This window comes from Microvirga sp. TS319, assembly GCF_041276405.1.
Lineage (GTDB): Bacteria > Pseudomonadota > Alphaproteobacteria > Rhizobiales > Beijerinckiaceae > Microvirga.
The window spans coordinates 2,614,719-2,627,102 of sequence record NZ_JBGGGT010000002.1; the positions used below are offsets into that span (position 1 = coordinate 2,614,719).

Here is a 12,384-nt window from a genome sequence, read left to right on the forward strand (position 1 = left end):
AAGGAGACGCGCAAGGGACGCCGCCAATCCGCAACAGAACGAGCCAGGCGAGTGCGTATCTCCGTGCCGGTGCCAGCCATCCTGGCGCATCAATTCTATGCCTGCGACAAAACCCTTCCTAACCTTCTGACATGCTGATTCCTTAAGACGTCCACAATGTCGTGCCGCACGTCTCACTCGCTCGGGGTATCTAGTGATGTCATCGGCAAAAGAAATCCAGCCCTTATGCCCTGGACTAGCGCGCGTCTTCATACCTGACGCTGCGAGGCTAAATGCGCTTGGCTATGGCTCAGTGGCGCATGTTCCCGTTCTCTTCGGGCACAAAGGGGAATATCGCCGTGAAGCCAATCGGTTTCTGCGCGAACGCGCGACACTAACCCACCGGGAGGACGCTGCATTCGAATTGAGCTTGTCTGAAGCTCCCGTTGGACCACGTCCTTTGACGCTCAAGAAGTACGCTGACGGCCTTCACAACTTCTTTAATTGGTGCAATCAACGCGGTCACGACTGGAAAACAATCAACTACAAAACTATCATAGATTATCAGAAAGAGATGGAATCCGGGGCATGGTCGACGCAAAATCGTCCCTTGTCTCCAGAAACTGCCAACGCACGAGCCGACATCGCAACCGAGTTTTTGGCTTGGGCTGCGCTCCGCAGCATAAGGCGAGCTTTCCACGTACGAACTAAACCGCGCTCTCCGAGCCATGGCGCACGGCATCCTGTCGGCCGGCTTCCTCGGAAAACCGGAGCACTTGAACCTGTGCGTGCGGGGCGCGCCAAGACTTCACACACCAAGGACCTCCTCAAGAACGAGACTCTCCCCTCCCCTTTGGTCATTCGCGATTGGTTGTTAACCGTGCAGCGAAAGTACGGGTACGCCAAGTACCTCGCCTGTCGCTTCATCCTCGAAACTGGAGTGCGCAGTATCGAGGCCATCAACTTGGTCGAGACCAAGCAGGCTCGACAACTTCCTTCCCTTGCTGAGATCCAGGACCTCGCTCGCAAGGGTGCTCGCGCCGTACAGATCGACCTCGTCGTCACAAAAGGCGGAAGGCCGCGAACAATCGATTTGCCACTCGATTTCGCCCTCGAACTACGCCAATGGGCAGACACGAAGCGTCCAACCCTGCGATACCGTGCACGCATGCGCACCGGCCGGGCCCCCGGGGACGCGTTCTTTCTAAGCGATGCTCCCAAATTTGAAGGCACGCCAATCTCGTATGCGACCCTCTACAAAGTATTTCGTAAGACGGGACCAATCCGGAAGTTTTCTCCCCATATCGGGCGGCATATCTATGCATGCTTTTTCCTGCTTCGCTCGCTCGACATGGAGGCGCAGGTACGCGGAGGTAACCTGAAGTCACAGCACCCGGATTGGATTCATCATCGAGGCGATTGGTACTTGAAACTGCTGCAGCGCCAGTTGGGCCATCTCAGTGATGAGACAACCTTCACGTATCTTCGCCTGATTAAAGGGGCAATTGCCATCGCCGATGTGGCGACGAACTGGCATTTGAATCTTTCGGAGGACATATAGAACGACGATGCAGACCCGTCGATACCAGATATTGAAGAGAATGTGGATCGAGCCGCCTACTGGGAGCACGTATAAGGTCGATCTAACTCCATATGTCTTTGGGGCCAACTCCGCAATGTTCGAAGGTACACTGCGTACGCGCTGGTCTGGGGACTTTAAGGGTCGCCCGAAGTTGGGCCTCGAGATCGCGCGTTTCTACCGCGATCAGCAACCCACGAAACATCGGGATAAGAGCTACCGAGCAGCCATGAACGCATTCTACCGTTACCTCGACAGCATTGATCCCCACGGACGTATCCAGTCGGCCAACGATCTGCGCAACGAGCACGGCTCAGGCTTTCAAGCTTGGCTCGATCAGAACGGTCAACGCAATACAAAAATTTATTCCACATGTAAGACGCTGATTAGCGGGATCCGGGACACCAAGGGTCTCCGCCGGCTCGCATGGCCGGCACGTCGACCCGATTCAAGCACCGTTTTAGACGATATCGACGAGCGGAGCGTAAGGGCCGCATTCAACGCGCTCAAGCGCGAAGCACGCGCGATCCAGACAATGTTGAAAGAAGGAGCTGAGCTCGCGAAGTGCGGTCGAGATCCTCGCCGTGGCCATTTTGCCTCTCAGGGGGCCGGTTGGCGCGATGTCGCTAATCACGCATTCATTCTTCGCGAGCTCACGGCCGAGAGACTGCTCAGTCTCAAGGAACTTCGCGCCGCGAAGGTTCGCGGCTTGTCACACCAAAATGATCCTGCTGAGCGACATCAAGGCCCCCAGTATCTAGCACCGGGTATGCCGCAAGACACGCGAACTCGATTCGGTGTGGCCGGGAAGCTGCGTTGGTTCCATCTCGGTTTGTTTGACACTGGCGTTTTTCTCTGGCTGTTTCTGCTTGGAACCGGATGGAATCTGGGCACTGCGCTCGCCCTCGACATCGATAACTGGGAAGAAGATCATCCGCTCTCCCCCGATCTCAAGATCATTCATGCATACAAGGGCCGGTCCGACAAACACCAGTTTGCCATCTCGATGAAGCAACCCGAGTGGCATCCCTACCGGATTGTCCGATTCATGATCGACAACACGAAAGTACTGCGGGCAACCCTTAGGTATCAGCTTAAAGAGTCGCGCAACCAGTATGCCCTGACGCCGGACAGCGAGTTGAAGCGGCAGATTCAGGAATGCGAGGCGAAGCTCAAATCGCCCTGGCTCTACTTCTCCGGACGTGACATCGGGGCTGTGTCGACCTTCAAGGGAGCAAGCGACATTACACACTTTCATAATGTCTTGAGAGCGACAGTCGAGCGTCATGCATTGACTAAGCGCTATCCCTCCTTGGTCTCTTTTAAGAGCAGTGATGCCCGTGACGCTTGGATTGGCTACGCCTACCAGGTTAGCGGCTATAGCATCACAATTGCCATGCTGGCGTCCCAGCATGGGAGTGCGGCCATGCTCAGACATTATCTGAAGAGTCCTCGCTACCGCCGCTACAGCGAGAAACAGGTGGCACGGGTGCAGCGCGCAGCCTTTACCGAGATTGCCGAGCGTCGTCCTCTCGATCCAACTAGGCTCCGCCTGCTTGTCGAACAGGGGTACGTTACTGACGCGCAGGCCCAGCGGCTCGCGGACAAACGCCTCCGCACAAGGCTTGGTATGGGCTGCCGAGAACCGTTTGATCCTCCCAAAAATATTGCGCCTGATCATGTCCCCGGAACCCTATGCCGAACGCAGCGCTGCACGGGCTGCATTCATGGCGTGGTGTTCAAAGACAGTCTGACGCCGCTGGCTCGGGCTTTTGCAGAGTTGTTCTTCATCAAAGCCCATATGCCTCTGGCAGCATGGATCGGCTCATCGTTTGAGGAGGAGGAGCGGTCGCTAAGCCTTACATTGGAGCTCTTTGATGCCGAAGCGGTCAACGCCGAAGTCAATGCCTGGTTGCGCAAATTGGAAACTGGCGAGGTCATCGCCCATGACACCTATCCCATCTCCCGCATCGGATCCCTTCCCGGTAAACATACAACCAGCTCGGGAAAAACTGACAAACAGAACCCTTGCAACTGAGCAAACTATAGCCCTGCACAACAGCCTAATTGAACCCTTCGAAGGTGTTCGTCTCAGTGACCCGATCATCGTTGTTCCGGAACATATACTACCCGCTGGCAGGATGCGGCGAGAATCGGTGCGAACGATCTGTATCGCAAAGTGGCTCGACAAGTTGGAGCCCTTTCCCCCGCACCGGAGAGCTGCAATCGAGATGGCTCTGCGCTCAATGCTGGCAACTCTCGCGCTGCCCATGCCTACCAAGCGCGGCATTCGACAGCTCCAACCCTCCTCCTGGTTGGGTATCGCGAAGTCGATGTTGAATTTGGCTATCAACGCCGTCCTCGTGTATCCGAGCGAGGACGGCACGATCTGGACCAAACTTTCTCCAGAGCAGATCTCTCGGATCCGTCAGAAGACGTCAAAGAGTCCGGGGGTGCAACGCCATTTGAGCAACGGATTGCGCCGTCTTATCTACCACGGACAGCGTGGAGAGATCACCGACTACCCCCGCCCCACCCCAACACCCGCCATCAAATCCGAGTCTGACTACAAAAACCGCCAGCCTGTGCAGAGCCTTTCGGTACAGCACAAGCAGTTTCAACCCTACCCGGACGAATTTGTCACCGAGCTGCTCTGGCGAGGTCTCTGGCTTAACAAGAACCTGAGCGCGCAGATTATCGAATGCTGGAACGAGCTGCGATTGCTCAACGATCGCGCGTTCCAGCGCGGTATCCGGGCGACCGATCCTAGGCTCATCGCAGCTCGCCGCGAAGTGGTCACCACACGCGACTGGCGACTGGCCGACGGGGCGGCTGCTACCAAATTGCCGTTTAAGATCCTACAATTCGATGACCGCCGATCCCGATATGACGATACTTGGCCGCCAAATTTTGCGCGGACAATCAACAACCTCATCTCGGCTATCCAGGGCATGAATTACTGCATCGTTGCATTCTGCACTGGTGCTCGTGTCAGCGAGTTGAGCAGCGCTCAAAGTCCTGAGGACTGGGAGGCGAGCCGCTTGACGGCACGTACGTTCAAATTCGCTCAGCAGACTGGCGGTGAGGAACGGGACTGGCCTCTCCATCCTTTGGCCATCGAGGCTCTAGTGATCCAGGACAAGCTCGCCTCAGTCGTGCGCTCGCCGCAAAGCCGGCATCTCTGGGTCGGAATCCAGAACGAACGCAAGAAGACTCCGGCCGGTGAGGAAATTCTCGACAAGAATGCCATCATCGCCTCCGCGGTCAAGGCTCTCAGCCTTAGTGGTTTGCTCGGCAATGGCGGCGCAAACAGTCATCGCTGGCGTACAACCCTTGCTCGTTTGATTGCTCTTTCCGTAGTAGCAAGTCCTCAGGTCGTGATGGATCTCTTCGGGCACAAGGACCTCCAAATGGCTTTAGGCTACATGCTTGCGCACCCGGAGATTGTGCAAGAGGTCCTCCGGGTTGCTGAAGAGATGGTCTACGTCAATGCTGAAGAAGCGATCAGAGACGGGATCGCAGGCAGCCTGGGCGGACCTGCAGCCCCAGCGGTCAGTAATGCTATCGAGAGGTATCGCATGAAACGTGGCGAGACCGAGTTCCTTGCTCATGACCTACGTGACGCCGCTCGGATCTTTACTTTCGAGGGTCGCACCTGGGAACTCGTCCGAGAGGGAGTGATATGCACAAAGGGCGTCGGACAGTTCGGCCCCTGCACCCAGAGCCGAGGCGACCCCGATCCGGGCGCATGTCGAACAACCTGTTCGCATCGCCTAGAGTTGCAAGCTGCCCGCGCGCAATGTTTCGAAGCGATCGGAAGCTTGCTGCACGAATTTGAAGACGCACAAGCGAACGGATTTGAACTCCTTGCTGCAAACCTCGAAGGGCAGATACTGTCTCAACTTGCCCGCTGGGATGATGTCCGGACCGAGTGGCTGGAACGCAGCGAGTCTCTCCGGACGATCTGGCAACGCCGCCAATCGAGAGTAGGACGGTGAACACTTCCGGTCGCGCACAGCGTGCCATGACCCACGTCGAGGCTAGTCCGCACGACCAATCCGCACAATCTACAGCAGGTAAGATTCGCGCCGCCATGGCGCGGATCGAATACGAAATTGCCAATGGAAACGGGATCTATTCAGTAGGAGACGGACGAGTATCCCTTCAGGAGGTCATCCGTCGAGCCGGGTTCAAAAGCCCTGCCCTGCTGGAGAAGCAACGTCATCGCGCGCTGAAACAAGAGGTGCAACGGTGGCTGAAGCGGCTGGGATCCGCCTCCTCAGTTTCCAAATGGCCGCGACTTTTATTGCTGCAGGACCGCTTGCAAAAGGCGACAGATGACCTCCAAGCACTCATGCAGGATCGGGCTGAAGCCGAGCTCGAAATTATCCACCTTAGTGAACTTATACAAAAGAAAGATGAGCAGATCCTTAAGCTAGAACGAGAACTTTCGTCTCTCCAGCGATGCAAGTGCTCTTCGTAAGCTGGATTATCTATCTGCACCTGTGACTGGCACGAAAGTTGATGCTTTCTATACTTTGAGATCATAGATGGCTGCGAGTGCAGCCTCAAGACATTTCATCTTCATAGTGAATATCTGAGTCTCGGCTTTTCGTATTACAGCGAGCGGGAAAGCCTTGAATGGCGCGTAGATCCGAGTTCCATTGGGGCGTTGTGCAATCTTGGATTTACAGCCTTCGGCTGTTCCGCTCCCTCAGACAGGAAGTGCGAGACCGCAGATGCGGTCTCGCACTTCCTGTCCTCGGTCACGGCCCGGAATAGGTTACGGAATAATTCCAGCTATAAGCCACTGAAATTCCTGAACAACATTAATTTTGGACTTTGGACTAACGGCAGCACGACGGGGTGTTCGTAAGACAATCTGAGTGTCGCCCATCCCAGATGGGCGACTTCCATCCCAATTGGCCGCCTCGGCATTCCCCATAAAGGTGTCGCGACGGCCAGATGGGAGCACCAAAGCCTCACCCCGCTTTCCATCCCAACGCCTGAACCGCCTCGTCATGGCCGTCCCCGGACTTGATCCAGGGACGGCCATCCACGTCTTGGGAACCGCTGCGCCACAAAGACGTGGATGCCCGGCTCGAGGCCGGGCATGACGATGGTGAGAGCCGGAATAGTGAAGCCTCACTCCTCCGGCCGGCGGAACACGCCTTGCACCACCTGCCCTCGCCCGATGAGTTCGGCGGCGGGTTGGTCCAGTCCACCTCCTGCGGTTTGCGGTTGTGCCAGTAGACCATCCAGCGGCCTTCCGGGTCCTGATAGACGCCGTAGATCAGATGGCCGCGCCAGTGCCGGCGGGAGAGCGTCGGGATGAGGTCGCGGATGCCGCGCATCACCAGCCATGTCGTGCCGATGAAGGTCAGCGGCACGCTGATGATCGACAGCGCCTGAACGAATTCGGGCCAGGTGTGGAACTTCGAAAGCCAATCGGCCCATGCGGAATGGGGCTGGTCCATCACTGCAACTCCCTTCAGTGAAGCGACCACCAGCACCGCTGGTGGTCGGGGAGTTGAGAAGCCGTCTGCGGACGACCGCGATGACCTTTAGGCTTTCGCCCTGGACATGCGCCATCGCCTCCCCGGCCATAAGCTGGGAAGGCATCGTTCACGGCCGATACCGGCCGCCGCAGAAGGGGTTCTCACGCCCCAGAGCCGGATGCGTCCGGCTCCGGTGACGAGATAACACGGTTACAGGGTGACGGGTCAATGGGTGTGGTACGCCGGTGCGGCTGCTGCGGCGGGAGGAGCGGTCGAGGGTGAGAGCGCGCGTCCCCTGCTCCTGAGACGGAAAAGCCCAGGCTCCGGGGCGAACGGACAGGATGCTGTCGCATCTCTGCCTCGCGCACTACGGGCCTGGGCTGATCGGGGTCCAGACGGGCGCCTGCATCGTCAGGCTGGCGCAGGAACAGGCCGGGCCGGAGTCCATCCGTCCTGGCACGGCCTCATCGAAGCTGGCGGTGACGCCCGCCGCTGTCGAAGTCCACATACGATGTCCGCTGGGGTCAATCTCATATGGGGATCGAAACTCAATCCGCAAGGGTGGGATCTCACTTCTGCGGCTGAGCCGCACATCGCATCAGGCCGCCTGCTGTTCGGCCACAGCCGCCTTCTCTTGCGCGAAGACATCCTTGGCTGCGAACAGACCGTTCAAGGCCGCTGGAAAGCCGGCATACACCGCCATCTGCATCAGGATCTCGACGATCTCCTCACGGGTCAGGCCGACGTTCAGGCCGGCCCGAAGATGGACCCTCAGCTGCGGGGTCGCATGGCCCAACGCTGTCAGGGCCGCGATGGTGGCGATCTCCCGCTCGCGCAGGGAGAGGCCGGGGCGTTCGTAGATGTCGCCGAAGGGAAACTCGACGAGGTAGCGGGCGAAGTCGGGCGCGATGCCGGCGAGACTGTCGACGACGCGCTGGCCGCCTTCGCCATCGATGGCGGCGAGGTTCTTCAGGCCGCGCTCAAGGCGGATGGTGTCGGTCATGGTGCTTCTTCCTTGTCTTGAAGGTGGAGGGGTCTCGGCCCGGCAGGGTCAGCCGAGGGGATGTTCAGGCGCCAAGACGTAGCCGGTGCCGTCGCGGACGATGCGACCCAGGCCCGGAAAGCCGATATGCATGCCGGCGACCGGCAATTCGTCGGAGGCTACCCAGTCCAGGGTGCGCCGCCGCATGGCGGCCGCCGCGGGCCGGTCGACGTCGAAGATGACCGACCATTCCGGATGCCGGAGCTGCAGGGCCGCCACGTGGATGATGTCGCCCCAGATCAGCAGGCGCTCGCCCCCGCGCTCGATCAGATAGCCGGTATGCCCGGGCGTGTGCCCCGGCAGCGGGACGGAGGTGACGCCGGGGGCCACCTGGTGCCCGGGCGTCATCAGCGTCGTGCGTCCCTTGTAAGGGGCCAGCGATGCGGCCGCATTGGTGATCATCGGCTGCATCAGCTCCGGGGCGCGGGACGGCAGGCCCGGGTCGAGCCAGAACGCCGCTTCGGCCTCGGGCACGAGGAGCTCGGCCTTCGGGAACGTGGCTTCTCCCCTAGCGTCCCGAAGCCCGGCCGCGTGATCCACGTGCAGGTGGGTCATCAGCACGGCGTCGACCTCGTTCGGGGCGATGCCCGCGGCCGCAAGCGCCTCGACCGCATGACCCAGCCGTGGGCCGCGTACATGGCCCGTCCCCGCATCCACCAGCATCACCCTGTTGCCGGTCCGGATCGCGAAGGCGTTGACGGCCGTTTCGACAGGCCCGGGAGGAAGCCCCGCCGCAGCCGTGAGGCGCACAGCCGTCTCCCGGTCGGCCTCGGGGAAGTGGGACGGCGCGAGGTCGAGGTGACCATCGCCCAAGGCGATCACCTCGTAATCGCCGATTGTGAAGCGGCTGGTGCCGGCCGCGCCAAGCAGTCCCGGCGCGACGGGCAGAGCATCGATGTGTTTTTCAGACCTGTGGTGCTGGAGCGGCATAGGAACCTCGAAGCATGTGGAGACCGCCCTGGCGGCCCCTTGCACGAAGGTTCTAATCCGCTGTACTTCATCGAAGAAGTGACAGAATTGAACGCCGCACCTTCAAAGATGAACGAAGCTCCCTGGCCGGATCTGCAAGCCTTCCTCGCCGTGGCCCGCACGGGCAGCCTTGCCGCAGCAGCCGAGATCCTGACCACAAGTGCGCCGACGCTCGGCCGACGGATTGCTGCCCTGGAGGCGGATCTTGGTGTCAGGCTCTTCACCAAGGCGACGGCCGGGTACCGCCTGACCCAGTCCGGGGAGCAGCTTGTGCCCGCGGCCGAGGCGGCGGAACAGGCCATGCTGGCTTTCCTGCGCCGGCGTGACGGGCTCTCGCAGGAGGTCTCCGGCACAGTCCGCATCGCCGCACCGGAAACCATCGTCACGCATCTCCTGGCCCCTCGCCTGCCCGACTTGCGGATCCGACACCCGGCCCTGACGGTGACGTTTTCGACCGGGCCTGCCCTGGTGAGCCTGCCCCGGCGCGATGCCGACCTCGCGCTCCGGATCGGCCGCCCCGGCGAGGACGAGCTTCTGGCCCGCAAGGTTGGCGACATCGTTTTCCGGGCGTACGCACCGCGCGCGGCGCAGCTGCCGGTGGAGGAAATGGCCGATCTCAAGACCGTTCCTTGGATCGGATGGGGCGAGGACTTCGCCGCGTTGCCGATTGCCCGGTCCACTCAAGGAGTGTTCGCCCGGGAGCGCCAGGCTGCGGCCGCCAGCGCGATGCATCTGCAGGTGATCCTGGCCAAGCAGCTTGGAGCCGCCCTGCTCGCGCCTGATTTCGTCGGAGCCGCCGATCCCGACCTGATTGAACTTCTCGACGATGTGCTCCTGACGCAGCCCTTGTGGCTCGTCGCAAGCGCCGAGGCGCGGGGAGCGGCGCGGACCGAGGCGCTGACAGCCTGGGTGGCCGAGGCTGTACGGACATTGTCCTGATCCGAGCGGGCTCCGGACAGCGACGGCGAACCTCCTCAACGACGGCACCCTTATCGACGTGAAGACCGCCCTGACTCCTATGGTGGAAAGATCGTTCCTCCGCCAGATCGTCGGCTAGAGCCTTTTCCGCAAAAGTGGATGCCGGTTTTGCGAAGAAAAGGCGTCTTTCTCAAACAACAAATGCCTTTTCCGTGAACCGAAGTTCATGGAAAAGGCTCTAGGCGGCCCAGGCGCAGCTCGGCGGCAGGATAATCACGCCCATCCCGGCCGTTGCCCCATTCAGCCTCAAGCTATCGGTTCGCCACGCTCGCAGAACCGGGTTCCGGGGCACCCTATTCGAATTCAGCTGTCGCGGCCTGCACCTTCGGCTGGAGGCAGCATGCCATCCAGAGCGAGCTTCACAATGCATGCAGGTCCCGGACGGTACCTTCATTGCGATGCTCCCTCGGGTATTCGAGCTGCATCGCGACGAAGTCTGCCGTGCGCCTGCCGTAGCGAGCGGCGATGCTCTGGAGGGCTCGGTCAAGCGCTCGGGCCGGCGGCTCTCTGACGGATGGAAGTCTCTGCTGCACCGGCCAGACCGTGGCGACCGTGTCGGGGACGATGCGGATACCATTCCGGGTCGGCCGCGCCTTTGCCGTACTGGCGAAGGTCACCGCTCGCGAGCGGTAGGTTCGCGTCCAGGCGTCCGCCACGAGCGCGAGCGCCACCTCATCGATTCCGGGTTCAAGTTCCATCCCGAATGTCTCGCGCTTCCAGAACGCGAGCGAATTGCCTATCGCGGTCAGCGCGAACGGCCGTGTGAACGTGAACTCATCACTGTCATGACGGGCGTCCCAGTGAGTGAGACCGAGGTCCCGGGCGACGGCCTCAGCCTTATGTCGCCCGGCAATGGCCTCGATAAGGGTCAGCGCCATTGGCATCGAGGCGCTGATCCCGGTGGTCGTGATCACGCCGTCATCGACCACCAATCTCCGGTCTGGCACATAGCGGATGGTGGGATGCCTGTCGCGCATCTCATCAAGATAGTACCAGTGCGTCGTCGCTCGCTTGCCGTCGAGCAAGCCCGCCTCGGCAACCACTTTGGCACCAGCGCAGACGCCGATAACGATGGCACCTTTGGCGGCCTGGTTCCGGATCCATCGTAGAGCCATCGGATCATCGTCGCGGCTCATGGCGGGCACGACGACATAATCGGCGCCATCCGGATATCGGGCATCAAAATCTGCTACAGTCGCATCTGGCTCGACCGTGAGCACCGGAAACAGCGTCACTGGTCCCGCCTTTGTCGCCAGTGCCACCACATGGGCGACATCGGCTCGCCGGAGAATGCCGGTGGGCATCAGATAGTCTGTGGTTTCGGTGGCGTCATTGATGCCGATGACTGCGATCAGCGGTCGCGGACGTTTTGGCGGCTTCAAGGCAGAGAGTATCGCCTCAGCTTCGTCGTCCGGGATCGGTGGCGCGGATTTCGCCGGTGGCGCCGGAGGCAGTGAGAGAAGCCAGGCCCCGCCGACCACCAGGAGGAGTGTAGCGGCACTCAATCCGATCCCCGATGCAAGTCGCTTGTTCATGACGATTGGCGCTCCAGGATTGTGCCCAGGTCCCGTTCGATCGCTGAAACGACCCACTCGTGACCCATCGGTTCGCCACCTTACCATGGAGAGCCTGGATGGCGATCTGTTCGGCTGCACGATAGGCTGGGGTGAGCGAGCCCCCCGGATGGGGACCCGTATCCCACCAGAGGCCAAGGAGATCATTCCAATCGGCCGGCGGGCCTAAGGTCTCGGCAGGTGTCCACCTTCGTGGAAGTGCATTTACAAAATCCGTTTTGCGTTCATGGCCGTGTCCAGTGACAGTGGGATGCCTGACCAGGACGGTTCCGAATCATAAACGGTAGAGTGATGAGCGACGCGATCATGAATGGACCGTCCGGCGGCTTTGCGAAGCTCGTCCCAGAACTCGATGTGCTGAACCTGGCTGACAGCCTGCGCTTCTGGTGCGATGGCCTCGGGTTCACGATCGCCTATCAACGGCCGGAGAGCGCCTTCGCCTATCTCGAGCGAGAAGGGGCTCAGGTCATGCTGTGCGAGATGAACGGGAATTGGCGGACCGGCCCCCTTGAGCGGCCCCTTGGACGCGGCATCAACTTCCAGATCGAGGCGAGCAGCCTCGAGCCGATCCTCGCTGCGCTCTCGGCAATGGGATGGCGGCTGTTTCGCGACGTTCACGACGCCTGGTACCGCACCGGGAACGTCGAGGGTGGGAACCGCCAGTTTCTCGTCCAGGATCCCGACGGATACCTGCTGCGCTTCTATCAAAACCTCGGGCAGCGTGAGGCGCAGGCGTAACGGCGAAGGCTGATCCTATTGAGGCGG

Annotated in this window: 10 protein-coding genes; 6 read left to right on the forward strand and 4 right to left on the reverse strand. The window is 60.4% G+C overall.

Annotation, left to right across the window (positions count from 1 at the left end; translation table 11 throughout):
• The first annotated feature begins 292 nt into the window (after nucleotides 1-292).
• The 4 genes from AB8841_RS21700 to AB8841_RS21715 all read left to right on the forward strand — a co-directional run bounded on the left by AB8841_RS21700 (nucleotide 293) and on the right by AB8841_RS21715 (nucleotide 6,041).
• Nucleotides 293-1,540: a site-specific integrase gene (locus tag AB8841_RS21700; RefSeq protein WP_370437864.1), complete on the forward strand. Its 1,248-nt coding sequence runs from the start codon at nucleotides 293-295 to the stop codon at nucleotides 1,538-1,540.
• Between the two features lie 247 nt (nucleotides 1,541-1,787).
• Complete coding sequence (locus tag AB8841_RS21705; protein ID WP_370437865.1) at nucleotides 1,788-3,596, forward strand: hypothetical protein; 1,809 nt, start codon at nucleotides 1,788-1,790, stop codon at nucleotides 3,594-3,596.
• Between the two features lie 208 nt (nucleotides 3,597-3,804).
• Nucleotides 3,805-5,556, forward strand: a complete 1,752-nt coding sequence (locus AB8841_RS21710) for an integrase (protein ID WP_370437866.1) — start codon at nucleotides 3,805-3,807, stop codon at nucleotides 5,554-5,556.
• A gap of 26 nt (nucleotides 5,557-5,582) precedes the next feature.
• Complete coding sequence (locus AB8841_RS21715) at nucleotides 5,583-6,041, forward strand: hypothetical protein (protein ID WP_370437867.1); 459 nt, start codon at nucleotides 5,583-5,585, stop codon at nucleotides 6,039-6,041.
• A gap of 499 nt (nucleotides 6,042-6,540) precedes the next feature.
• Here the strand turns inward: AB8841_RS21715 and AB8841_RS21720 are convergent, their stop codons facing one another.
• The 3 genes from AB8841_RS21720 to AB8841_RS21730 all read right to left on the reverse strand — a co-directional run bounded on the left by AB8841_RS21720 (nucleotide 6,541) and on the right by AB8841_RS21730 (nucleotide 9,028).
• Entirely contained in the window at nucleotides 6,541-7,035 is a 495-nt protein-coding gene (locus AB8841_RS21720; RefSeq protein WP_370437868.1) for a hypothetical protein, read from the reverse strand.
• A gap of 619 nt (nucleotides 7,036-7,654) precedes the next feature.
• Nucleotides 7,655-8,059 carry a carboxymuconolactone decarboxylase family protein gene (locus tag AB8841_RS21725; RefSeq protein ID WP_370437869.1) on the reverse strand — a complete coding sequence of 135 codons (405 nt, stop codon included), beginning with the start codon at nucleotides 8,057-8,059 and terminating at the stop codon, nucleotides 7,655-7,657.
• Nucleotides 8,060-8,107: 48 nt separating this feature from the next.
• The gene (locus AB8841_RS21730) at nucleotides 8,108-9,028 is read right to left on the reverse strand and encodes an MBL fold metallo-hydrolase (RefSeq protein WP_370437870.1); all 921 of its coding nucleotides are present in this window, start codon (nucleotides 9,026-9,028) and stop codon (nucleotides 8,108-8,110) included.
• A gap of 108 nt (nucleotides 9,029-9,136) precedes the next feature.
• Between AB8841_RS21730 and AB8841_RS21735 the strand changes: the two genes are divergently transcribed.
• Entirely contained in the window at nucleotides 9,137-10,006 is an 870-nt protein-coding gene (locus AB8841_RS21735; protein WP_370437871.1) for a LysR family transcriptional regulator, read from the forward strand.
• Nucleotides 10,007-10,404: 398 nt separating this feature from the next.
• On the opposite strand, the gene AB8841_RS21740 is transcribed toward AB8841_RS21735, so the two are convergent.
• On the reverse strand, nucleotides 10,405-11,580 hold the full coding sequence (locus AB8841_RS21740) for a DJ-1/PfpI family protein (RefSeq protein WP_370437872.1): 1,176 nt from the start codon (nucleotides 11,578-11,580) through the stop codon (nucleotides 10,405-10,407).
• 330 nt (nucleotides 11,581-11,910) lie between these two features.
• Here AB8841_RS21740 and AB8841_RS21745 point away from each other — a divergent pair, with 330 nt between their 5' ends.
• A complete protein-coding gene (locus AB8841_RS21745) occupies nucleotides 11,911-12,357 on the forward strand; it encodes a bleomycin resistance protein (RefSeq protein WP_370437873.1) in 447 nt (148 codons plus the stop codon).
• Nucleotides 12,358-12,384: the final 27 nt, after the last annotated feature.

Coding starts and splice junctions, on each gene's coding strand:
- AB8841_RS21705 (WP_370437865.1), top strand. CDS start 1,788: ATGAACGCATTCTACCGTTACCTCGACAGCATTGATCCCCACGGACGT.
- AB8841_RS21710 (WP_370437866.1), top strand. CDS start 3,805: ATGCTGGCAACTCTCGCGCTGCCCATGCCTACCAAGCGCGGCATTCGA.
- AB8841_RS21715 (WP_370437867.1), top strand. CDS start 5,583: ATGACCCACGTCGAGGCTAGTCCGCACGACCAATCCGCACAATCTACA.
- AB8841_RS21720 (WP_370437868.1), bottom strand. CDS start 7,035: ATGGACCAGCCCCATTCCGCATGGGCCGATTGGCTTTCGAAGTTCCAC.
- AB8841_RS21725 (WP_370437869.1), bottom strand. CDS start 8,059: ATGACCGACACCATCCGCCTTGAGCGCGGCCTGAAGAACCTCGCCGCC.
- AB8841_RS21730 (WP_370437870.1), bottom strand. CDS start 9,028: ATGCCGCTCCAGCACCACAGGTCTGAAAAACACATCGATGCTCTGCCC.
- AB8841_RS21735 (WP_370437871.1), top strand. CDS start 9,137: ATGAACGAAGCTCCCTGGCCGGATCTGCAAGCCTTCCTCGCCGTGGCC.
- AB8841_RS21740 (WP_370437872.1), bottom strand. CDS start 11,580: ATGAACAAGCGACTTGCATCGGGGATCGGATTGAGTGCCGCTACACTC.
- AB8841_RS21745 (WP_370437873.1), top strand. CDS start 11,911: ATGAGCGACGCGATCATGAATGGACCGTCCGGCGGCTTTGCGAAGCTC.